This is a genomic window from Amycolatopsis sp. NPDC039088 (assembly GCF_055598845.1).
In genome coordinates this window covers 26,548-50,060 of record NZ_JBVKAE010000012.1, presented here as the reverse complement: position 1 = coordinate 50,060, position 23,513 = coordinate 26,548, and the positions used below count along the sequence as shown (strand labels likewise).

Annotated in this window: 18 protein-coding genes; 8 read left to right on the top strand and 10 right to left on the bottom strand. The window is 69.6% G+C overall.

Annotated features, from left to right (window positions below; translation table 11 throughout):
* Window positions 1-6 precede the first annotated feature (6 nt).
* The gene (locus ACZ7KI_RS17375; protein ID WP_470274123.1) at window positions 7-1,038 is read right to left on the bottom strand and encodes a glycoside hydrolase family 43 protein; all 1,032 of its coding nucleotides are present in this window, start codon (window positions 1,036-1,038) and stop codon (window positions 7-9) included.
* A 648-nt stretch (window positions 1,039-1,686) separates the two neighbouring features.
* Between ACZ7KI_RS17375 and ACZ7KI_RS17370 the strand changes: the two genes are divergently transcribed.
* The 5 genes from ACZ7KI_RS17370 to ACZ7KI_RS17350 all read left to right on the top strand — a co-directional run bounded on the left by ACZ7KI_RS17370 (window position 1,687) and on the right by ACZ7KI_RS17350 (window position 9,124).
* A complete protein-coding gene (locus tag ACZ7KI_RS17370) occupies window positions 1,687-3,153 on the top strand; it encodes a glycoside hydrolase family 10 protein (protein WP_470274122.1) in 1,467 nt (488 codons plus the stop codon).
* Window positions 3,154-3,204: 51 nt separating this feature from the next.
* On the top strand, window positions 3,205-4,851 hold the full coding sequence (locus ACZ7KI_RS17365) for a glycoside hydrolase family 27 protein (RefSeq protein WP_470274121.1): 1,647 nt from the start codon (window positions 3,205-3,207) through the stop codon (window positions 4,849-4,851).
* Between the two features lie 18 nt (window positions 4,852-4,869).
* Window positions 4,870-6,849 (top strand): alpha-L-fucosidase, encoded by a 1,980-nt coding sequence (locus ACZ7KI_RS17360; RefSeq protein ID WP_470274120.1) that lies wholly within the window; start codon window positions 4,870-4,872, stop codon window positions 6,847-6,849.
* Between the two features lie 38 nt (window positions 6,850-6,887).
* Window positions 6,888-8,186, top strand: coding sequence for a ricin-type beta-trefoil lectin domain protein (locus ACZ7KI_RS17355; RefSeq protein WP_470274119.1), 1,299 nt, complete (start codon window positions 6,888-6,890; stop codon window positions 8,184-8,186).
* A 179-nt stretch (window positions 8,187-8,365) separates the two neighbouring features.
* Window positions 8,366-9,124, top strand: a complete 759-nt coding sequence (locus ACZ7KI_RS17350; RefSeq protein WP_470274118.1) for an SGNH/GDSL hydrolase family protein — start codon at window positions 8,366-8,368, stop codon at window positions 9,122-9,124.
* Here the strand turns inward: ACZ7KI_RS17350 and ACZ7KI_RS17345 are convergent.
* The 9 genes from ACZ7KI_RS17345 to ACZ7KI_RS17305 form a co-directional block, all read right to left on the bottom strand.
* Window positions 9,115-9,687 (bottom strand): TetR/AcrR family transcriptional regulator, encoded by a 573-nt coding sequence (locus ACZ7KI_RS17345; RefSeq protein ID WP_470274117.1) that lies wholly within the window; start codon window positions 9,685-9,687, stop codon window positions 9,115-9,117. The two genes, ACZ7KI_RS17350 and ACZ7KI_RS17345, sit on opposite strands and share 10 nt — an antisense overlap.
* 61 nt (window positions 9,688-9,748) lie before the next feature.
* Window positions 9,749-14,098, bottom strand: coding sequence for an HAD-IC family P-type ATPase (locus ACZ7KI_RS17340; protein ID WP_470274116.1), 4,350 nt, complete (start codon window positions 14,096-14,098; stop codon window positions 9,749-9,751).
* A gap of 121 nt (window positions 14,099-14,219) precedes the next feature.
* Window positions 14,220-14,633: a pyridoxamine 5'-phosphate oxidase family protein gene (locus ACZ7KI_RS17335; RefSeq protein ID WP_470274115.1), complete on the bottom strand. Its 414-nt coding sequence runs from the start codon at window positions 14,631-14,633 to the stop codon at window positions 14,220-14,222.
* 118 nt (window positions 14,634-14,751) lie between these two features.
* Complete coding sequence (locus ACZ7KI_RS17330; RefSeq protein WP_470274285.1) at window positions 14,752-16,092, bottom strand: SPFH domain-containing protein; 1,341 nt, start codon at window positions 16,090-16,092, stop codon at window positions 14,752-14,754.
* A gap of 58 nt (window positions 16,093-16,150) precedes the next feature.
* Entirely contained in the window at window positions 16,151-16,582 is a 432-nt protein-coding gene (locus ACZ7KI_RS17325; RefSeq protein ID WP_470274114.1) for an NfeD family protein, read from the bottom strand.
* A 95-nt stretch (window positions 16,583-16,677) separates the two neighbouring features.
* A complete protein-coding gene (locus tag ACZ7KI_RS17320; protein ID WP_470274113.1) occupies window positions 16,678-17,493 on the bottom strand; it encodes a DUF3097 domain-containing protein in 816 nt (271 codons plus the stop codon).
* A gap of 97 nt (window positions 17,494-17,590) precedes the next feature.
* The gene (locus tag ACZ7KI_RS17315) at window positions 17,591-18,481 is read right to left on the bottom strand and encodes an aminoglycoside phosphotransferase family protein (protein WP_470274112.1); all 891 of its coding nucleotides are present in this window, start codon (window positions 18,479-18,481) and stop codon (window positions 17,591-17,593) included.
* A gap of 23 nt (window positions 18,482-18,504) precedes the next feature.
* Window positions 18,505-19,287, bottom strand: coding sequence for an SCO1664 family protein (locus ACZ7KI_RS17310; RefSeq protein ID WP_470274111.1), 783 nt, complete (start codon window positions 19,285-19,287; stop codon window positions 18,505-18,507).
* A gap of 4 nt (window positions 19,288-19,291) precedes the next feature.
* Complete coding sequence (locus ACZ7KI_RS17305; protein WP_125678033.1) at window positions 19,292-19,867, bottom strand: DUF3090 domain-containing protein; 576 nt, start codon at window positions 19,865-19,867, stop codon at window positions 19,292-19,294.
* Window positions 19,868-20,010: 143 nt separating this feature from the next.
* Here ACZ7KI_RS17305 and ACZ7KI_RS17300 point away from each other — a divergent pair, with 143 nt between their 5' ends.
* The 3 genes from ACZ7KI_RS17300 to ACZ7KI_RS17290 are packed head-to-tail and all read left to right on the top strand — an operon-like array spanning window position 20,011 to window position 23,511.
* The gene (locus ACZ7KI_RS17300; RefSeq protein ID WP_470274110.1) at window positions 20,011-21,951 is read left to right on the top strand and encodes a S9 family peptidase; all 1,941 of its coding nucleotides are present in this window, start codon (window positions 20,011-20,013) and stop codon (window positions 21,949-21,951) included.
* A complete protein-coding gene (locus ACZ7KI_RS17295; RefSeq protein ID WP_470274109.1) occupies window positions 21,948-22,835 on the top strand; it encodes a S66 peptidase family protein in 888 nt (295 codons plus the stop codon). Before ACZ7KI_RS17300 ends, ACZ7KI_RS17295 begins: the two co-directional genes overlap by 4 nt.
* Before the next feature lie 49 nt (window positions 22,836-22,884).
* Window positions 22,885-23,511, top strand: coding sequence for a class I SAM-dependent methyltransferase (locus ACZ7KI_RS17290; RefSeq protein WP_470274108.1), 627 nt, complete (start codon window positions 22,885-22,887; stop codon window positions 23,509-23,511).
* Window positions 23,512-23,513 lie beyond the last annotated feature (2 nt).

The window sequence follows — 23,513 nt, the reverse complement described above, 5'->3', positions numbered from 1 at the left end:
GCGGCCTCAGATCTTGGCCAGCCGGTTGTACTCGGCCCGCGTCACCGGCAAGACGGTGCCGTGCCGGGGCTTGCCCGGCAACTGCGCGTCCGCCACGGGCCGCCAGTCGCCTGAGTTCAGATCGGTGGTCTCGAACGGTCGATAGCCGCGGCCGCCGTACTCGTCGATGAACAGGTACCAGCGCTTTTCGGTGTTCGACCGGAAGACCAGCGGACCCTCGCCACCGACGATCGCGTCCTTGCCGACGCACTCCTTCACCAGGGCATACCCGGGGTTGGTGAGCACCGTGGACTTCTCCTGGGTGATGTACCGCCCGCACGGCGTCGAGCCACCGCCACCGGCACCCCGATCGTCCTGGGAGAACCGGTGGTAGACGCCGTTGTGCTCGACCACCGTGGAGTCGATCACCGAATGCCCGGGGTCGAACCAGACCTTCGGCTCGCTGAACGTGCGGAAGTCCTTGGTGGTGGCGTACATCATCCGGTTGTGGGACTTCGTGGTGTGGCCGGGATCGTCGGCCGGGTAGAGCGTGGACGCCCAGAACACCACGTATGCACCACGCGCCGGGTCGTAGAACGCCTCCGGGGCCCACACGTTGCCCGCGGTCTCCGGCGCCACCTCGACCAGCCGCGGCTCGCTCCACCGCACCAGATCCTTCGACTCCCACACCACCATCGACCGGCTGCCGTGGCGTGTGGTCTGGTCCCAGTCGTCGCGGCCGTACATCCTCAGATCCGTCGCGATCAAGTAGAATCGGTCGCCGCGCGGCGACCGGATGACGAACGGGTCCCGGACCCCCTTGGTGCCGAGCGTCGACCTCAGCACCGGCTCGCCGCCGCCCAGCTCCCGCCACCGCAGCGGGTCATCGCCCTGGCTCAGCGCGAAGTGCACCTGCTCCCCGTTCGCGGTGTTCTCGCCGGTGAAGGAGACGAACAGATACCCGGTGTACCGGGGCGACCCGGCGCCGGCCGGACTCGCCGGCGACAGGAGGCCGCAGGCGACCAGCAGTACCGTGGCAATGATCCGAAACACGCGCATACCCGCGTCCTCCTCGCTCGGGCACCGATCCGCTCCACACCGATGACCACGCCAAGGACATCGTCGACGGTGTCCATTGCGGACGGTCCACAGAGGAACATTCCTGACCGCCGAGCGGAACCGGCACGTGAAGAGGGTGACGGGATGACGATATTGATCCGTTTCCAACGACGTCAAGGATTCCCCCGTTGGACGAACGCGGACCCCTTTGCCGTCGAGGGCGACCCCAGCCCGCTCCAAGCTGCGGGAAACCGCTTTCCCGCCAGGGCGGATCTTTCGGGCTCCCTGCTCGATAAGACTGATCCATTGGCCGAGATAAGACTGAAGCATTGCGCTGTACATAACGGATCGAGTACGGTTACGAACTGATCGAACCGGTTCGACCCCACTCGGGAGTCCTCATGGTTCAACCGCGGAACGCGCTCGCCCCCTTCTTCGCCGCCTTGACTTCGGCTGTCCTGCCTGCCACCCCCACCAGGACGTGATGGCCCCCCGGCGGACCGGTAAACCCAGCCAGGTCAGCGAAACCTGACGATTCGAGGGCACTGGTCCGGCCATCCCCCATCCACATCCTGGGCTTTTCCCACTCCGAACTGGGAGCGCTCTCAGCACCACCGCTCGAATGCCTTCAACGATGAAGGAGGAAGTATGAACTCGCAGCTCCGGTCCCCCCGACGGCGGAGACGGCCCTTGCTCCGCTGGGCGATCGCTTCGCTCGCCGCGACCAGCGTGATCACCCTCGTACCGGACGCCGCCGGCGCCGCGGCCGGAACCCTCGGTGCCGCGGCGGCCCAGTCCGGCCGGTACTTCGGCACCGCGGTGGCCGCGGGGCGGCTGGGCGACGCGCAGTACACCACCATTCTCAACCGGGAGTTCAGCTCGATCACTCCCGAGAACGAGATGAAATGGGACGCCACCGAGCCTTCCCGCGGCAACTTCACCTTCGGCGGAGCCGATCGGGTCGCCGGCCACGCCCGCAGCCAGAACAAGCAACTCCGTGGGCACACCCTGGTCTGGCACCAGCAGCTACCCGGCTGGGTGGGCGGCATCCGGGACGCGAACACGTTGCGCGCGGTGATGAACAACCACATCAACGGGGTCATGGGTCGTTATCGCGGCCAGATCCACGCGTGGGACGTCGTCAACGAGGCCTTCGCCGACGGTGGCAGCGGCCAGCTTCGGTCGTCGGTGTTCCGCGACGTCCTCGGCACCGGGTTCCTCGAGGAGGCGTTCCGTACCGCCCGCGCGGCGGATCCCGCCGCCAAGCTCTGCTACAACGACTACAACATCGAGGACTGGAACGCCGCCAAGACCCAGGGTGTCTACAACCTGGTGCGTGACTTCAAGTCGCGCGGCGTCCCGATCGACTGTGTCGGCCTGCAGGCGCACTTCGGCAGCGGCGGCCCGCCCGCCACCTTCCAGACCACCCTGGCCAACCTCGCCGCACTCGGCGTCGACGTGCAGATCACCGAGCTCGACATCGCGCAGGCGCCGGCGAGCGCGTATGCCGGAACCGTCCGGGCTTGCTTGAACGTGCCGCGCTGCACCGGTATCACCACGTGGGGAATCCGGGACAGCGACTCCTGGCGCGCCGGTGAGAACCCCCTGTTGTTCGACCGAGGTGGCAACAAGAAGCCCGCTTACGACGCTGTGCTCACCGCGCTGAACGGCACGACCGGCGGAAGCCCGATCCAGGTCGGTGTCCAGTACCGGCTGGTGGCCCAGCACAGCGGCAAAAGCGCCGAGATCACGAACTCGTCCACCACCGCCGGCGGCACGCTGCGGCAATGGGCGGTCACCGGCGGGACCAATCAGCAGTTCGACTTCCTCGACTCCGGCGGCCGCTATTACCGGATCAGGGCGCGGCACAGCGGCCTCGTGCTCCAGGTCTCGGGTCCGGGCAGTGGCGCGGACGTCGCGCAACAGCCGGACACGAACGCCGCGAGTCAGCAATGGCAGGCGACCGAGCACGGCAACGGGGTGATCAGCCTGATCAACCGCCAGAGCGGCCTGGCACTGGACGTCTGGGAGGCCTCCACCGCCGACGGCGCCCGGATCTCGCAGTGGACGTTCACCGGCAACGCCAACCAGCGCTTCCAACTCCAGCGGGCCTGACGGCGACTACTTGAAAACGGCCGAACCCCGCACATCACCGAAGGAGCAAGGATGCGCACTCGATCACGTCGACGACTGGTCGCCCTGCTGGCGATCGCGGCCGCGGCGCTGGCCTTGGTCACGGTCGCACCAGCCCGGCAGGTCGCCGTCGCGGCACCGGGCAGCCCGGCGATCACTCCCCCATTGGGTTGGAACAGCTGGAACAGCTTCGGCTGCGGCGTCACCGAGGCGGCGGTCCGCCAGGCGGCGGACGCGATGGTCTCTTCGGGGATGCGGGACGCGGGCTACCAGTACGTGGTGGTCGACGACTGCTGGTTCGATCCGCAGCGCGACGCGCAGGGCAATCTGCGTGCCCACCCGACGAAGTTCCCGAGCGGCATGAAGGCCTTGGGCGACTACATCCACGGCCGCGGCTTGAAGTTCGGGATCTACCAGGTGCCGACCGAGCGCACCTGCGCCCAGCGTGTCGGCACGCACCCGGGCTCCACGGGCAGCCAGGGGCACGAGGTGCAGGACGCCCGCACCTTCGCTTCCTGGGGAGTGGACTACCTGAAGTACGACTGGTGCTCCCCCAACGGCACCCGGGACGAACAGGTCACCCACTTCACGATCATGCGGGACGCGGTCCGGGCCACCGGCAGGCCGATCGTCTACAGCATCAACCCCAACAGCTTCCACGCGATCACCGGCGACAAGTACAACTGGGGCGAGGTCGCCGATCTGTGGCGTACCACCGAAGACCTGCTCGACATCTGGCAGAACGGCAACACCAACAGCTATCCGATGGGCGTCGGCAACGTCGTCGACATCAACGCTCCCCTGGCCTCCCAGGCCGGGCCCGGCCACTGGAACGACCCGGACATGCTGGTGGTCGGGCGCCCGGGCCTGACCCTGACCGAGTCGCGGGCGCATTTCGCGCTCTGGGCCCTGATGTCCGCGCCGCTGATGGCGGGCAACGACATCCGCACCATGTCCGCCGACGTCAGCGCGATCCTGCGCAACCCGCGACTGCTGGCGGTGAACCAGGACAAGCTCGGCGCGGGCGGCCGACGGGTGCGCGACGACGGCGCCACGGAAGTCTTCGCCAAACCGCTGTCGGACGGCTCGGTCGCGGTCGGTCTGTTCAACCGCGGCGGCGGGGCAGGCACGGTCACCACCACGGCGGCGCAGCTCGGGTTGTCCGGCGGGTCGTTCACGCTGACCGACCTGTGGACCGGAGCCACCTCGAGCAGCGGCGGGCAGATTTCCGCCACCGTCCCGGCGCATGGCGTGGTCGCGTACCGGGTCGCCGGCGGTAACCCCGTGGCCGCCACGACAGCCAGGCTGCGCGGTACCGGCTCGGGCCGGTGCCTGGACGTGAACGGCGGCTCGACCGCGCCCGGAGCGGCGACGGTGATCTGGGACTGCCACACCGCGGCGAGCCAGTCGTGGACGACGTGGGCGGACGGCGAGATCCGGGTCTTCGGTGACAAGTGCCTGGACGCCGAGAACCAGGGCACCGCCAACGGCACGCGAGTCCTCACCTGGTCGTGCAACGGCCAGGCCAATCAGAAGTGGACACTGAACGCCGACGGATCCATCGCCAATGTCCACTCCGGACTCTGCCTGGACGTCAATCAGGCCGCCACCGCCAACGGGAGCCGGCTGGTCCTCTGGACCTGCAACGGCCAAGCCAACCAGAAATGGGCTCGCGCCTGAGCCGAAGGGGGTCGTGCCATGTCCTTGTCCTCAAGCCGGTTCACCCGTCGCCGGGTGCTCGCCCTGAGTGGATTCACCGCCGCCGCCGGACTGCTGCGAGCCGGAACGGTGTGGGCCACCGAAGGGCCGAGCAGCTACACGCCGACGTGGCCGTCGGTCGACCAGCATCCGCCCGCGCCCGAGTGGTTCCAGGACGCCAAGTTCGGCATCTACTTCCACTGGGGAGTGTTCAGCGTCCCGGCGTTCGGCAACGAATGGTATCCACGCAACATGTACATCGGCGGGTCCAACGAGAACCGCCATCACATCGCCACGTACGGGGATCCGTCGGCGTGGCCGTACCACAACTTCATCAACGGAGCGCGGGACAAGGCGGGGAACTGGGTCCAGTTCGCGCCGAGGCTGAAATCCGCGGGCGGCAATTTCGACCCCGGCGAATGGGCACAGCTGTTCGCCGACGCCGGTGCCAGGTTCGCCGGACCGGTCGCCGAACACCACGACGGCTATTCGATGTGGAACAGCGCCGTCAACGAATGGAACTCGGTACGTACCGGCCCCAAACTGGACCTGGTGGGGCTCCATGCCGCCGCGATCCGGGCCAAAGGGCTGAAGTTCGTGGTGTCACTGCATCACGCGTACAACTTCACCGGTTTCTACGACCGGGTCCCGGCGCAGTCGGATCCGAGCCTGCGCAAGCTGTACGGCCAGCTCGGCAGGGCGCCGGAGAACCAACTGTGGTTCGACAAGCTGAAAGAGGTCATCGACGGCTACCAGCCCGACATCGTCTGGCAGGACTTCAACCTTCCCCAGGTCGACGAGGCACAGCGGCTGAACTTCCTCGCGCACTACTTCAACCGGGCGGTCGCGTGGAACAAGGACGTGGTCAGCACCTACAAGGACGGCCTGAACAACCGCGGGTCGGTGTTCGACTTCGAACGCGGCGGCCCCGCGGACATCCAGCACCCCTTCTGGCTGACCGATGACAGCATCTCGAGCTCCAGCTGGTGTTACACCGTCGGCATCGGCTACTACTCGCTGAACGCCATGCTGCACTCGCTGCTCGACAGGGTCAGCAAGAACGGCAACATGTTGCTGAACATCGCGCCGATGGCGGACGGGACCATCCCCGCCGGCCAGCGCGCGATCCTGCTGGGCATCGGCGACTACCTCAACCGGTTCGGCGAATCCGTCTACGCCACCCGGGCCTGGACGGCCTACGGCGAGGGACCCACCCAGATGGGCGGCGGTTCCTTCGTCCAGCCGAGGGCGGGCACCAACCGGGACATCCGGTTCACCCGCGGCAAGGACAACACGGTGCTGTACGCCACCGTGATGGGCTGGCCCGGCAGCACCCTGAGCATCACCACCCTCGACTCCGGCCGGATCGACCTGAGCTCCCTGGCTTCCGTGCGGCTGCTCGGCTCCACGGCCGGGACGTACCTCGACCTGCCCACCCGTAACCAGAACGGCGCGGGACTGCACATCTCGATGCCGTCGGCGAGCGCCCCCTTCGCCGCCCCGGCGTACGTGGTCAAGCTGACCTTCTCCGGGCAGATCCCGGCATTGGGTGCCGCGCCCGTCCCCACCGGGTGGTCGCGGATCACCAACGCCGCCACCGGACTCGCACTGGACAGCGGCGGGAACGTCGCCTCGGGATCGCGGCTCAAGCAATGGAACTGGGACGGCAGCGGCAACCTGCAGTGGCAACTGGTGCCGCTGGGCGGTGAATGGTTCCGCATTGTCAACCGTACGAACGGGATGGTCGCCGACAGCTGGGGCAACAGCGCCAACGGCGCCGCCTGCCAGCAGGCCGCCTGGAACGGCGGAGCCAACCAGCAATGGCGCCTCAACGGTGTCGGCGGCGGCCGCCATCAGGTGATCAACCGCGGCACGGGTACCGCGCTCGACAGCCTCGGCGATTCCACCGCGGGCTCCGGCGTGGCGATGTGGGCACCGAACAGCAGCCCCAACAACCACTGGGCCATCGCCGCCGTCTGACCCGACCCGGTAACCCAGTACAGAACAGGAGCGCACCCATGAGGAAACGAGCCCGCCCACACCGCTGGTGGTGGGCACCGATCGCCACCGCCGCCCTGATCCTCGCCGGTTCCACCGCGGCGGCCGCCGCCCCGGCGCGGCCCGCCGATCCCGGCACCCTCGCCGCGTCCGCCGGCTGCGGCAAGGCACCCACGCTGCGCAGCGGTCCCCAGACGATCCAGAGCAGCGGCAAGACCCGCAATTTCATCCTGCGGCTGCCCGACAACTACTCCAACACCCGCCAGTACCGGTTGATCTTCGGATACCACTGGCGGGGCGGGACCGCCAACGACGTCGACTCGGGCGGAACCGACGGCTTCAACTGGTCCTACTACGGCCAGCGGAGGCTCGCGGAGAACAGCGCGATCTTCGTCGCGCCGCAAGGTTTCGGCAACGGCTGGGCCAACTCGGGCGGGGAGGACGTGACCCTCACCGACGACCTGATCAAGCTGATCGAGAACGACCTCTGTGTCGACACGGCACAACGTTTCGCGCTGGGCTTCAGCTACGGCGGCGGCATGAGTTACGCGATCGCCTGTGCCAGGGCACCCCTGTTCCGCGCGGTCGCGGTCTACTCCGGCGCGCAGCTCAGCGGGTGCGCCGGCGGCAGCCAGCCCATCGCTTACATGGGGATTCACGGCGTCTCCGACTCGGTGCTCAACATCTCCCTCGGCCGCGGACTTCGCGACACGTTCGTCAGGAACAACGGCTGCACCCCGCAGAGCCCACGGGAACCCGCGGCGGGCAGCCGGACCCACATCATCACCACCTACTCGGGGTGCCGCGCCGGCTATCCGGTCGTCTGGGCCGCCTTCGACGGCGGTCACACCCCCGGTCCCATCGACAGTGGTGGCGACGGCTGGCGCACCTGGACTTCGGCAGAGGTGTGGAAGTTCTTCACCGGAGGCACGACGCCGACCCCGACGACGTTCCGGCTCCGGGGTGAGTCCTCCGGCCGATGCCTCGACGTCAACGGCGCGAACTCGGCCAACGGCTCCCAGATGATCGTCTGGGACTGCCACACGGCCACCAACCAGCAGTTCAGCCAGAACAACCAGGCTCTGCAGGTGCTGGGTAAATGCCTCGACGTACCGACGAACGCCACCTCCGGCACCCGGGTGCAGATCTGGGACTGCCACGGCGGCGCGAACCAGCAATGGAGCGTCAACACCAACGGCACGATCAGCGCGGTCCAAAGTGGACTTTGTCTCGAGGTCGCAGGCGGGACCGGCAACGGTTCGGTCGTGAACGTGGCGACCTGTACCACCGGCGCCGGTCAACGCTGGGCCAAGGCCTAGTGCCACCGTCGGTGGCAGGAGCACGCACATAAGACAAAGGCGCAGTCCAGGCCAGTGGACGACGCCGGGGACGTCGGCGCCCCTTGCCGCGTCCCCGGCTGCACGGTGGCTTCGGCGGCGTCACCCACTGGAGCCGGGTTCCTGCCCAGTGGATCGTGCCCCTCGGTAGCATCGAGGGTATGACCAAGCGCTTAGTCAGTCTCGGCGATTCCTTCACCGAAGGCGTGGGCGACGAGGACCCGTCGTCCCCCAACGGCGTCCGAGGCTGGGCCGACCGCGTCGCCGGTCAGCTCGCGGGTAACCACACCGGCTTCCGCTACGCCAACCTCGCGATCCGCGGCAAGCTCCTCGGACAGGTCCTCACCGAGCAGCTCTCACCGGCGCTCGCGCTGAACCCGGACCTCGTGACGTTCTACGCCGGCGGCAACGATCTGATGCGGCCGAAGGTCGACATCGACGCCCTGTGCGAAGACTACGACGTCGCGGTGGGCGAGATCGTCGCCTCCGGAGCACGCGTCGTCCTGTTCACCGGCGTCGACGGGGTCGAGGACGCGCTGTTCCGCAGGATCCGGGGTCGCGTCGCGATCTACAACGAGCACGTTCGCGGTATCGCCGCGCGGCACGGGGCGCTGCTGGTGGACATGTGGGCGATGCGTCAGTTGCGGGACCGGCGGCTGTGGGCTCCCGACCGTCTGCACCTGAACTCGTTGGGGCACAACGAGATCGCCATTGCCGTGCTGGACGCGCTCGGCGAGCCGCACAAGCTCACGCCCGCGGAGCTCGGACCGCGGCCGGTGCTGAGCCCGCAGGCTCGGCGTACGGAGAACCTCCAATGGGGCAAGGAACACGCCGTCCCGTGGATCAGGCGCAGGCTGCGCGGTGAGTCCTCCGGCGACGCTCTCACACCGAAGCGCCCGACGATGGATCCTTACGCCTGACGCGGCCGAAGCCCGTCGAAGAGGAGGCAGATCGTTCGGTTCCGCAAGTCGGGACCGGCGTATTCGGCGGCCTTCGCCGTCCCGATGATCACCGGGATCAGCTCGTCGACGATGAGGTCCTTGCGGACGGCGCCCGCGTCCTGCGCGCGGCCGAGCAGGACGCCCAGCGCGTCCTTCAGGCGGGCGCCGATCACCGCGCCCGTGGCCGGAACGGTGACCCCGGCCGCAGACAGGGCCTCGAAGTAGGCGTTCTTGGCGCCGGACATCTCGATCCAGCCGGTCAGGAAGCCGAAGAACGCGGTGCCCGGGTCGGGCGAGTCCGCGGCCACCGTCGCCTCTGCTTCGTCGGCGAAGCGGTGAAGCCGCGCGAAGAGAACAGCCTCCAGCAGGGCTTCCTTCGTCGGGAAGTGCCGGAACACCGTGCCGACCCCGACGCCTGCCTCGCGGGCGACCTCTTCGGTCGGCGCGCTGGTGCCTTTGGCCGTGAAGACGCGCTCCGCGGCCTCCAGCACCCGGGTCCGGTTACGGCGGGCATCGGCTCGGAGCGGTTTCTCGTCCGTCACAAGCGGGGATCCTAGACCCGGTGTCGAGACCCGGTCCGGCGGACCGAATGCATTTAGAGGACTAAATGCGTGGATGACCGACCAGCAGCCCGACGGCGCTCGCCGCACCGGCGCTGCCCAGCGCGATCCCCCATCCGATCGGCCCGAGCGGGGTGCAGCCGAAGAACTGGCTGACGCCGGGCGTCTGGATCAGGACCGCCAGCAGGGCCGCGGACCCCAGACCCGCGGCCAGCACGGTGCCGTCACGTCCGCCGATCACCAGCGTCTGCCCGAGCTGCGTTCCGATGAGCGAGGCGAGCGCGACGGTGCTCGCACGCCGGCGCCTGCCGGTCAACCTGGCCAGAGTCCACGCCGTGGTCGCCCCCAGCGTCGTGGTGACCGCCCGCGTGGTGATGTCGCGCCGGAGGGCGTCGCCGAGCGAGGCACTGGGCCCCTCCCGGAGCAGTTCCGGCACCGCCTCGCGATCCGGCCTGCTCAGCGCGATGGCCAGCGCGGGCGCCAGATCCGTGAGCAGGTTCATCAGCAGCAGCTGACGGGCGGTGAGCGGAGACCGTCCGGTGACGGCGGACCCGAGCACGGTGAACGCGATCTCCCCCAGATTCCCGCCGAGCAGGATGCCGAGCGCTTCCCGCACCGACGCCCACATCGCCCGGCCTTCGATCAGCGCGGCGACGATCGTCTCCAGCCGGTCGTCGGTGACCACCAGATCCGCGGCCGCCCTCGCCGCGGGTGTGCCCCGTTGCCCGAGCGCGATCCCGACGTCGGCGAGCCGGATGGCGGGTGCGTCGTTCGCTCCGTCACCGGTCATCGCGACGACCCGGCCACCACGCTGGTACGCCTGGATGATCCGCACCTTCTGCGCCGGGCTGCACCGGGCGATCACGTCGACGTCGGCGAGTTCGGCATCGAGTTCGGCGTCGCCGAGTTCTTCGATCCGGGCGCCGGTGAGCACCTTGGTGTCGCCGTTGCGGCCGGTGATCTCCTCGGAGACGGCTTCCCCGGTGGCAGGATGGTCCCCGGTGATCATCACCGTCCGCACCCCGGCCTCGCGCAGCGTCTCCGCGGCGGGGGCGGCACTGTCGCGCACCGGATCCGCCAGTGCGACGAAGCCGAGCAGGTGGAGATCGACGACGTCGTCCTCGGAAATGTCCTTTGTGGACACGGTCCGCTCGGCGACGGCGAGTACGCGATGTCCGGAGGCGGCCAGCCGCTCCATCCGCTTTTCCAGCCGTTTCCGGGTTCCGGTGCCGATCGGCTTGCCGCCGTGCCTGGTGCACCGTGGCACGACGACCTCCGGCGCGCCCTTGACACACAACAGATTGCCGTCGCCGAGCCGGCCGTTGGTGGCGTGGAACCCTCGGGACGGCTCGAACGGGATCGCGTCCGTCTTCTCCCAGCCGCCCGCGGCCACACCCGCGGCGAGGCCGCCTTCGAGGACGGCCTGATCCGTGTGATGCGGCAGTTCCTCCGGGTTCTCCGCCCGGGGTGTCGCGCGCACGGCGGCGGTCAGCACCGCGCGATGGCTCTTCCCGAGCCGCGACACGGCGACGCTGCTGTGCCCGTCGTCGATCCGGGTGACGCTGAGCCTTCCTTCGGTGAGGGTGCCGGTCTTGTCGAAGCAGAGGACGTCGACCCGGCCGAGCGCCTCGATGGTGCGCGGATTGCGGACCAGCGCGCCGTGGTCGGCGAGCCTGCGGGCCGCGGCCAGCTGCGCCGCGTTGACCAGGAACGGCAAGCCTTCCGGCACCGACGCGACCGCGAGATTCACCGCGGCGCCGAGACTTTCGCGCAGCGGCACACCGCGGATCAGGCCCGCGCCCGCGACGGCGGCCGCCGAGCCGACCGCGACCGGCAGCGCCTGTTTGGTGAGCGACGCGAGCCGGGTTTCGACGCCGGTCTCGGGTGCGGCGCCCCGTGCCGCGGCCAAGCCGCGGCCGACCTCGGTCTGATCGCCGGTCGCGACGACCACGGCGGTCACCTTCCCCGCGGCGACCACGGTGCCTTCGTAGAGCATCGAGGCCCGGTCGGCGATGTCCGCGGCCACCACCGGGGACGGATCCTTGGCCACCGGCAACGATTCGCCGGTGAGCGACGATTCGTCGAGTTCCGCGCCGGTGGCCTCGAGCACCCGGCAGTCCGCGGGTACGACGTCACCGGAACGCAGCGAGACGATGTCGCCGCGCACCAGATCGTCGGCGACGACGCGCTGCTCCGTACCGTCCCGCACGACGGTGGTCACCGTGGCGGACCGCTCGAAGAGCCCGGCCAGCGCGCGTTCGGTGTGGACCTGCTGCACGCTGCCGATCAACGCGGACACCCCGACGATCCCGGCGACCAACGCGGCGTCGACCGGGGAACCCACCGCGGCGGACACGGCCGCGCCGCCCGCCAGCACCGGAGTCAGCGGATTGGAAAGCTCGGCGAGGAACGCCTTGGCGATACTGGTGCCGGCACCGCCTGCTCCCCCGACGCGATTCGCGGGAGCGCGCCGTCGCGCCTCGTGTTCGCCGAGACCACGCGGGTCTGAGCCGAGCCGGTCGAGGACGAGGTCCGCCGGCATCAGATGCCATGGCGGCGCGACGCGGCCCGCTGGAGCCGCTTTCCGCGTGCCGGTGAGGTTCCGTGCCCGCCAGATGCCGTCGCTGAAGGCCATGAGCGCGCCCGCGTTGACCGCGCGAAGGCCGCTCGCGGCCGGTTTGCGCCGGGCGCTGAGGGCGGTGACCCCGCCGATACCGCTCGCCACGGTGGCGAACAGCGTGGAGTCGCGCACGACCGTCTTGGCCGCGGTGATCGCTTCGACGAGCAGGATGGCCGTGTCGATGTCCCGCTCGATCAGCACGTGGGCGCCCCACGGTGGCGGGGTTCCCTCGTCGTGGACGCCGATCCCGCAGTCGGCCGCGCCCAGAGCCCGCCGGTCACCGGAGACGAGCATGACCACGCGCCCGTCGGCCTGGAGTTCGCGGACGCCGTCGAGCACTCCTTGACCGCCATCGCTGCACACCACCCGCATACCGGCCGACTCGGCCGCCGATGACAGGGCGTCGACCTCCGGCGAGAGTTCTTCCGTGACGGCCAGCAGGCCCTGCAGCCGCCCGTCACGGGCAAGGCCCAGCACGAGGGGCGCGCCCTGGTCCAGCAACCGCTGCCGTTCCCGTGTTCCCTTGCGCCCGTCGAGGTCCAGATCGTCGACCGGACCGAGGACCCAATCGCCGTCGCGCCGGACCACCTGTGGCTTCTCTTCGTCGAACAAGGCGAAGGCGGCGGCGGTCATCTCCACCGGTTCGCTGCCCGGCAAAGGAACCAGATCGCTGAGCACGTTCACCCCGGCACCGAGTGCCGCCGTGTCGATGACCAGCGTGTCGAGCAGATCCAGCCTCCGCAGCACGGAGCGGTCCATCACCAGCGCGCCCCGCCTGGCGAGAACTTGGCCCAGTTGAGCGGAAAAGGCGGCCGCGCCATTCGACGGCGCCTTCGGCATGGCCGAAATCCCGACCGCGGCGGCACGTCGCGGGCCGGCGAACGGCAGGGTCGCCGCGGCCGCCGCCGCCCCGGCCGCGATGGACCGGCGGGCGTAACGATCCGCGGCCCCTTCCGGGAGCGGCCGGGGTCGTTCACCCACCACCGGATCCGCGCCGGCGTGATCACGTTGCCGCACCAGCCGGGACTCCGCCTCGCACCAGGCACGCTTGTGGGCCTTGGCCTCTCGCCACTGGGTGCTCCGGACCATGATGTCCAGCACCGTGCCCTCGCTCCGGGCCGCCAAACCGTGTGCCAGCGCCGCCCCGATCGACGTGGCCGAATCCGCCCGCTCGTGCCCGCGAAGCTTGCGGTTCGCCAGCGCGCGCAGCCGCGGATGCAGATCGACAAGCGAGGCCAGTGCGGCCACCTCCGTCGGCAACGGCGCCCATGGCATCAGTTTCGCGGCCGCCGAGAGCACCAGGCCGGCGGCGTCGGCGGCGATCATGGAGGGAAGCCGCGTCGCGCGCGCTCCGTCGGCCGGATGGTGGAGTTCGTCCTCCTCGATCCGCTCGGCCTCACAAGAGGGCTCCGACTCGGCCCGTTCGACCGCGCGAACCAGATCCACCCGCCGGGGCGCGGGCTCCCCGACCGCCACGACCACCCGCGACGTCGGCGCGTTCACCTGCGCCCACCGCACCCCGGGGATCTCCGACAACGCCCGCTCGACCCGCCGGGCGACACGGGCACCGTCCGGACCTTTGACACCGTGCGTCTCGATGTAGAGCCTGCCGGGACACGCCCAGACCGCCCGCCGCGGACCTCGGCCGGGGACCCCCTCGAACGGCACGAGCGCCAGTCCGGCCAGCCCCCGCGCGACCCGGCCCATCGTGCGCATCGGCTTGGGGAAGGGGACGCCCAGCACGTCCCTGGTCTCCGGGTCCGTCCGCCGCATGCGGCATCCTCCTCGCGCCAGTGGTCATGTTGATCTCCCCGGGTACCCGGTTGCCGAAGCGTCCAATCGCGTGCGGTTCCGGGCGACACGGACGGGGTATGCGCGGGCATGGCCACTTCGTTCAGGCGCTGATCCGGGCGTACTCGCCGATGCTGGACCAGCGAACCACCGGTGTGTTTTCCAGTCCGGGGTACTCCACCGCCATCCCGCGTTCCGGGGACATGGACCACAGCAGCGCGTCCGGTGCCGCCGCGTGGGCAGCCCAGGACCCTGTCCATTCCGGAACGTCGCGCTCGTAGATGCGGCGGACCCGTTCCAGATCCTTGTGTTCGATTCTCGCCGGTCCGGTCAGGCGCACCTGGACGTCGTCCGGCGGGGCGAAGGTCGCGGGCGTATGGAACCACAGCCGGTTCTCCTCGGCCACGAACCACATCGTCGCCAAGGCGGTATTGCCGCGTTTCGTGGTGGTGGCGACGCTGGCGGGCCGCTCGCGCTCGTCGAGAAACCCCCGCACGTCGAATCCAGTTCGCCTCATGACCGGCACTATGCAACCTCCAGCGCGCTGGAGGTCCAGTACCGTTGAAGACTCTCTTCGAGGCAAAACCCCACGAAAAAGGGCCGCCCCGACCGGGACGGCCCTCTGTCGAATCAGATCAGCGCTGCGGCGGACCGCCGAACGGACCCTGCTGCGGGAACGGGCCGCTGCCACCCGGCGCCTGTCCCGGAGGGCCCTGGTACGGGCCTCCCTGCGGAGCGGCGGGCGGCTGAGGCTGCGGCAACTGCGAAGGCGGCGGCGTCTGCTGCTGTTGCTGTTCCGGGGCGGCCTCCGGCTCCGGAGTGGGAAAAGCCTTCGGAATCGGCCGAGGAGCCGGCGGCTCCTGTCGCGGCGTCGCGACACCCAGCGCCGGAACCTCCTTGCGTGCCACGGCTTCCGCCGCCGCGACGGCCTCGGCGACCTTCGGGTCGCTGGAGGTGTCGAACCAGCCCTGGACTTCTTCGTCCTCCAGGTCCGGCTTCTCGACAGGCTCTTCCTTCGGCGGCTCGTAGCGGAACACGCCGTCGTCGCCGGGGGCGCCGAGTGCGCGCGCGAAACCTTCCAGCGCCTTGCCGTAGTCGCTCGGGATCATCCAGACCTTGTTCGCGTCGCCCTGCGCCATCTGCGGCAGGGTCTGCAGGTACTGGTACGCGAGAACCTCGGGGGTGGGACGTCCGGCCTTGATCGCCGCGAAGACCTTCTCGATCGCCTTCGCCTGACCCTGCGCCTGCAGATACCGGGCGGCACGTTCACCCTGTGCCCGCAGGATCCGCGACTGCCGCTCGGCCTCCGCGCTCAGGATCGCGGCCTGCTTGGCACCTTCGGCCGCGAGGATCTGGCTCTGCTTCTGACCTTCCGCGGTCTTGATCGCCGATTCACGCTGACCTTCGGCGGTCAGGATCATCGCGCGCTTCTCACGGTCGGCGCGCATCTGCTTCTCCATCGAGTCCTGGATGGAGGGCGGCGGGTCGATCGCCTTCAGTTCGACTCGCGCGACACGGATGCCCCAGCGGCCGGTGGCCTCGTCGAGTACGCCGCGCAGCTGGCTGTTGATCGAGTCACGCGAGGTCAGGGTCTGCTCGAGGCTCATGCCACCGACGACGTTTCGCAGCGTCGTGGTGGTCAACTGCTCGACACCGACGATGTAGTTCGAGATCTCGTAGACCGCCGCCCGCGAATCGGTCACCTGGAAGTACACGACCGTGTCGATGGACACGGTCAGGTTGTCCTCCGTGATCACCGGCTGGGGCGGGAACGAGACGACCTGCTCGCGGAGGTCGATCCGCGCCCGCACCTTGTCCAGGAAGGGCACCAGAAACGTCAGGCCGGGAGAAGCCACCGTCCGGAACCGGCCCAGCCGTTCGATCACAGCGGACTGCGCCTGAGGCACCACCATGATCGCCTTGACCACGACGACGACCACGAACAACGCGAGCAGCCCGACAACGATGAACACCACTGTCTCTGACAACTACCTTCCCCTTACGTAGAAACCCTTTGCTGTTCAGCCGTCCGGCTCACAGCTCGGCGGACACGACCGCCGTGGCGCCCGAGATCTCGACGACGGTCACCGATGTCCCAGGGGCGATCGGTTCCCCTTCGGTCATGGCCCTGGCCGACCAGACGTCACCCGCCAGCTTCACCTGCCCGGCTTCGATGTCCACTGTGGACACTACTACCGCTCGCGCGCCGATCAGCGCCTCGGTGTTGGTCTTGATGTCCGGTCCCGCGAGGAACCGGCGTTTGAGGGCGGGCCGGACGAGGGCCAGCATCCCGATCGACGCGACGGCGAACACCGCGACGTCGATGAAAGGGTTCCCGGTCAGCGCGGCGGAACCGGCCCCCAGCAGGGCTCCGGCGCCGACCATGAGCAGGAACAGGTCACCCGAGAGCAGCTCGGCGATGATCAAGAGGATCCCGGCGATCAGCCAGATGAGAGCGCCTGTCATGCGTTCATGCTCCCAGATCGCGCCGATTCATACCGGAGAAGCGAAACCGACGTGACCGACGCGTGACCTTGAGTGACCTCGCGCAAACCGGTCATTCAGGACTCCTCGCCGGGATCGGAGACGAAGTCGATGAGCCGCTCCACCGCTCCGATCAGCGGCGTTTCCAGATCCCGGTAGCCGCCGACCGCCGCCAGGACCCGCTGCCAGCCCTCGTACGGCTCGCCCCAGCCCAGCGCGGCGCAGACGCCCTGTTTCCATTCCGTGCCACGCGGGATCTTCGGCCAGGCGCGGATGCCGACGACCGACGGCTTCACGGCCTCCCAGATGTCGATGTACGGATGCCCGGTGATCAGCACGTTCTCGTCGCGGATCCCGTCGACGATCCGGGACTCCTTGCTGCCCGCGACGAGGTGATCGACCAGCACCCCGAGACGACGGCCGGGACCGGTGCCGAACTCGCCGATGCGGTCCGACAGCACGTCCACACCATCGAGTGGTTCCACCACGACGCCTTCGACCCGGAGGTCGTGACCCCAGACCCGCTCGACGAGTTCGGCGTCGTGCTTGCCCTCGACCCAGATCCGCGAATCGCGCGCGACCCGCGCCTTGAGCCCCTGGACCTGGACCGACCCGGACGCGGAGATCCGCCGCGCCGGGGTCTTCGGAGCGGCCTTCGCCGGCACGAGCGTGACGGGTTTGCCCTCGAGCAGGAAACCCGCCGGGTTCAGCGGGAACACACGGTGCCTGCCGTGCCGGTCCTCCAGTACGACGTTGCCGTACTCGATCTTCACCACGGCGCCGCAATACCCGCTGGCCGGGTCCTCGACCACGAGTCCCGGTTCGGCGGGCACCTCGGGGATCTTCCGCTTGCGCGGCCCGGACAGCACGTCGTCATACGAATGAGAGCGCACGGCGGACGACGCTATCGGCGCCCGGTGCCGACGTCGCCCCGCCACGCCGGTCAGGCTGCCATCCGTCGCCTGACCGGAGTCGATCGCGGACTCAGGTTCACCACCAGAATGACAGCATCGCTTCGACGAACGGGGTCCGTTCACCACGCTGAAGCGGCCGGATCACGAACAGCGGGGAAAGCGCGACGCACCACCCCCGGACCCGCTCCGCGTCGAATCCGGGCAGGTGCGGCGCGATGGCGTCGAACCCGTCTTCGAGCGTGCCGCCGTCGCTCATCGGCAAGGTGACCCAATCGGCGAGGTCGAAGGCCGGGTCACCGACGCTCGGGCGCGGGTCGATGGCGACCGCGCCACGGCCGGGCCCGCCGTCGAGGACGTTGCCCGGATGCAGGTCGCCGTGCACGAGCGAGTTCCCTCCCCCGTCGGTCGCGAGGGCAAGGGCGCGCCGCCGGGCCCGGTCGAGGGCCTCCATCGGCAGCGTGGCTTCGGCGACGGACCCGCGCAGCCCTCGCTCGGCGAGCCCGTACATGAAGACGACGCGGTCTTCGAGTGTCGAAAAACCGGCCGGAGGGGTCACGGAGTGGATCTGCGTCATCAGGTCGCCGACCTCGGCCCACGGAACGTTCGCACCCGACTCCAGCAACTGGGTCCCGGGATCGATGCCTTCCAGCAGGATCGCGCCGTCGGCGAGTTCGGTGGCGAGGACCTGCACGACCCGCGAACAGCCGTCCCAGGCGCGCAGCGCGGCAGCCTCGGACTCGGCGATCGCGCGATCCGGGGTCAGCTTCAGGACCTTCTTGGCACCGTCGTCCCCAGTGCAGATCAGGGTGCGGCCGGTATTGCCCGGCTTCGCGTCGACGACGGTGAGACCCCACTGTTCCGCCAGCTTCGCGACGACGGCGGGCAGCTCGTCACACCACGTTTTGACGCCGTCACCGAAGCGCGCGACCAAACGCGCGCGAGCCTCGTCGTCCAGCACCTCGGTCACATCGCCCCCCAGTGATCAGTCGGTCAGAACAGCGGCCACGGGATGGCGCGCCAGTCGTCACCCGGTTCCGGGAACACGCCCTCCGCCAGAAGCAGATCGGCACGTTCGGCCAAGGCACGGATCTCGAAACCGGTGAGATGCTCGCTCAGCGCCTCGCCGAGTTCGCCGTCGATCTGCTCGCGCAGCCCGCGCAGCTTGCCGATCTCGGTCTCCGTGAGCGACTCACCGATCCAGCCCCACAGCACCGTCCGCAGCTTCGGGTCGGTGTGCAGGCAGATCCCGTGGTCCACCCCGTAGATGCGGCCGTCCGCGCCGGCGAGCACGTGCCCGCCCTTGCGGTCGGTGTTGTTGACCACGATGTCGAGCACGGCCAGTTCCCGCATCCCCGGCCGATCCGCGTGCGCGAGCACCGCGGGCTCGCCGTCGCGATCGTGCGCGTGCAGCACGACGCGCCAGTCCTCCGGCAGGCTCTCCGGGGACCGGACGTCGACCAATTCCTCCTCGGTGGTCTCGATCCACAGCTGGACCATGCCCGGCCCGAACGGTCCGTCACGCAGCACCGTCGGCGGGATCGCGCCGAGCCCGGCGGCTTCGGAGACCATGGCCGTCGCGACCTCGCGGCCCGCGAGCGTCCCGTCCGGGAAGTCCCACAGCGGCCGTTCACCCGACACCGGCTTGTACACGACGTTGCCGGTCACACCGTCGAGCTCGATCTTGCAGAAGAGCGTGACATTGGAGGCGTCGACCAGCCTGCCTTCGACGTCGATCTTGCCGCGTGTCACCAGCTCCCGCGAAGTCTCCGCCACCTGGTCAGTCCTCGAGGACGTCGACGTCGCGCCGGTACCCGTTCTGCCGCGGGCAGATATGCCCCGCCGGGTCGAGCGGCTCGGCGCACAGCGGGCACGGTTTACGGCCGGCGTTGACCACCCGGTCGGCACGTTCGGCGAACGCCCGCGCCGCGCCGGGGCTCAGGAAGACACGGACCGCGTCCGGCCCCTCTTCGGTGTCGTCCAGAACGACCGTTTCGTCCACCTCCCCCTCCGTCATCGCGAGCAGTTCGATGACGACGGCGCTGCTCTCGGCGTCCCAGCCGAGACCCATCGTGCCGACGCGGAACTCCTCCTCGACCGGAACGGTCAGGGGGTCGACGTCGAGCAGCTCGTCGGGCGCGTCGTCCGGTACGTCCGCGCCGAACCGGCTGGCGACCTCTTCCAGCAGCGAGCCGAGCCTTTCGGCCAAGACCACGACCTGCTGTTTTTCGATCGTCACACTGATCGTGCGGACGTCCTCGGACGCTTGGAGGTAGAAGGTGCGGTCGCCGGGCTCACCGACGGTTCCGGCGACGAACCGGTCGGGCTGGCGGAAGACGTGGATTACGCGAGACATGGCACCTTTGACCCTAGGCCACGGCCACATGATCGGCATCCGCCGCCCCACCGTTCAGCCGTGGGCGAACGGCGCGACGGATCGCCAGGTCGTGGGTGTGCCCCGGGCCACCCCGGACAAAGCGGCGATCCTAGTCTTCAGCTGTGGTTGAGATCGCCCCTTACGGCACCTGGACATCCCCCCTGTCGGCCGCCGATGTCGCCGCCTCGGGAGTCAACGCGCAATGGCTCGCGACGGTCGGCGACGAGGTCTGGTGGGCCGAACCGCGCACCGGTGACGGCGGCCGCGTCACCCTCGTGCGAGCACGCGCGGACGGCACGGTCGAAGACGTCCTTCCCGCTCCGTGGAACGTCCGGAACCGCGTGCACGAGTACGGCGGCCGCCCCTGGCTGGTGGACGGCGACGTCCTCGTGTTCACCCACTGGGCGGATCAGCGGGTCTACCGCCGCGATCTCACCACCGGCGAGACCACTCCCCTGACGCCGGAACCCGCGACCCGGCACGGGATCCGCTACAGCGATCTCCGGCCCGGCCGCACCGGCGAGGTGTGGCTGGTCCGCGAACGCAGCACCGGCCCCAGGCGCGTCGACATCGACAGGGACCTCATCGCGCTCCCCCTCGACGGCGGCCCGGAACGGGTCCTGTCCGCGAGCCATCACTTCCTCACCGCGCCGCAACTGTCGCCCGACGGCGCGCGGGCGGCGTGGATCGGCTGGAACCATCCCGCGATGCCATGGGACGGCACGGAACTCTGCGTCGCCGACGTCGGCGAGGACGGCACGTTCGGACCCCACCGTGTGCTCGCCGGCGCGGCCGACGTCGCCGTCTGCCAGGTCGAATGGGAATCCGCCGACAGCCTGCTGGCGCTGCTGGATCCCGACGGCTGGTGGAATCTGCACCGCGTCGGACTCGACGGCGGCGTCACGAATCTCGCGCCCGCCGAAGAGGAGATCGGCGGCGCGATGTGGAAACTCGGTGCGCGCTGGTTCACCCCGCTCGGCGACGGCCGGTTCGCCGTCATCGCGTCGGGCAAGCTCGCCGTCCTCGACGAGGCGACACGGGACGTGACGCCGGTGGCGGCGGCCGCCGGCCTGACCGCGTGGTCCACCAACGGTTTCGCGGTCCACGACGGTGGCGTCGTCGGCGTCGCGGCCGGACCGGACCGTGAAGGCGCCGTGGTGAAGGTCGATCTCGAGGGCGGCACGATGACCGAACTCGCGTCGGCACCCGAACCGCCGTCGCCGGACTACCTCTCGGCACCCGTGGAGCGGATCTTCAAGACCGGCGACGGCGACCGGGTCCCCGCCTTCGTCTACTTGCCCGCGAACGCCGACTTCGCCGCGCCGGACGGCGAACGACCGCCGCTGCTGGTCTATCCGCACGGCGGGCCGACCGGCCGCGACAGCGCGGTACTCGACTTCGAGATCGCCTACTTCACCAGCCGCGGCCTCGCCGTCGTCACGGTGAACTACGGCGGTTCTACCGGCTACGGGCGGGCCTATCGCGAACGGCTTCGTGAACAGTGGGGTGTCGTCGACGTCGCGGATTGCGTCGCCGTCGCCGAGGCCCTCGCCGCCGAAGGCACCGTCGACCGCGACAGGCTGGCTATCCGCGGCGGCAGCGCGGGCGGGTACACCTCCGCCGCGTCGCTGACCACCACGACCACCTACCGCGCGGGCACCGTGATGTACCCGATCCTCGACCTCTACCAGTGGACCGGTGACGGCGGCGAGACACACGACTTCGAGTCCCGCTACCTCGACGGGCTGATCGGACCGCTGCCGGAGACCGAGCAGCGCTACCGGGATCGCTCCCCCATCCACAACGCCGGCACGGTCGCCGGACCGCTGCTGTTCCTGCAGGGCGTGGAGGACGAGATCTGCCCGCCCGAGCAGGCGGACCGGTTCGTGGCCGGACTGGCCGGTCGGGGCATCGACCACGCCTACCTGAGGTTCGAGGGTGAGCAGCACGGTTTCCGGAAGGCGGAGACGATCGTGGCCGCGCTTGAAGCGGAGTTGTCCTTCTACGGTCAGGTCCTCGGCTTCGAAACCCCCGGCGTGCCGAAACTGCGGCTGAGCCGGTGAGGCCGCCGAAGACGCGGCCGGGTGACACGATCGCCTTGGTCGCCCCCGCGGGTCCGGTGCCGCCGGATCTCGTCGAGAAGGCGTTGCCGGTGTTGCGCGGCTGGGGTGTCGAGGTCAGCGTCGGCGAGTGCGTGCGCGCGGTCCGCGACGGCTATCTCTCCGCCTCCGACGAGGCGCGGGCCGCCGAGTTCACGCGGGCGTGGCTGGATCCAGGCGTGACGTGCGTGCTCGCCGCCCGCGGCGGCTACGGCTCCCAGCGGATGCTCGACCTGGTCGACTGGACGGCGCTGCGGGCAGCCGGTCCGAAGATGTTCGCGGGATCCAGCGACGTGACCGCGCTGCACCGGGCGGTGAATGTCCACTTGGGACTGGAAACCCTGTTCTCCCCCTTGCCCGCGACCACCCTGTTCGACGCGGTGGCCGCCGAACACCTGCGGCTGTCGTTGTTCGAACCGGACGAGGTACGGACGATCACCTCGCCGACGGCGTCGCCACTGGTGCCGGGTACCGCGACCGGCACGCTCATCGGCGGCAACCTCTCCCTGCTCGCCTCGGGCCTCGGCACTCCCGAGCAGGGCTCCGCGCGAGACGCGATCGTGCTGCTGGAAGACGTCACCGAACCGGTGTACCGGATCGACCGGATGGTGACCCAGCTGCTGCGATCCGGCTGGCTCGACGGCGCCCGGGGAGTCGTACTGGGCTCGTGGAAAGCGTGCGGCGAGCCCGAAGCGATCCGAGACCTGATGCTCGATCGGCTTGGCCCGCTCGGCGTGCCGACGGTGTGGGACTTCGGCTTCGGCCATGTCCCGGCGTCGCCGACCATCCCCCTCGGCGCGCGGGCCACCCTCGACGCGAACCAGGGAACGCTGCGGATTTTGCCATAACAGCAACAGGACTGGCGGTTTCGGCGAGATCGCGGGCATCGTTTCCGACATGGATTCCACACAGCAGTTCTGGGAAGACTTCTACAGGGACAAGGACCAGGTCTGGAGCGGGAAAGCGAACCCGCTGCTGGTACGCGAAGCCGCCGATCTGACACCGGGCACCGCACTCGACCTCGGATGCGGCGAAGGCGGCGACGCGATCTGGCTCGCGCGGCAAGGATGGCGCGTCACCGCCGTCGACATTTCGGACACCGCGCTCAATCGTGCCTCCGCGCACGCGGCCGAAGCCGGGGTCGAAGGCATCACCTGGGAGCGTCATGATGTCGCGGTGTCCTTCCCGGAGGGGCGGTTCGACCTCGTCTCGGCGCAGTTCTTCCACTCCCCCGTCGAGGAGAACGGCGACCGCGACAAGGCGCTCCGCCGTGCCGCCGAGGCCGTCGCACCCGGCGGCACGCTGCTGGTCGCCGGCCACGCGGGCTGGCCGACCTGGATGGAGGACCCGCCGCACAAGGACGTCCATTTCCCGACGCCCGCCGAGGTACTCGAAGCGCTGGCGCTGGCCGAAGGTGAATGGACCGTGGAGCTGCAGGATCTGATCACGCACGACCACCCGGGACCGGAGGGGCAACCGGGGACGCGTTCGGACAACGTGCTCCGGGTACGGCGTAGCGTCTAGGC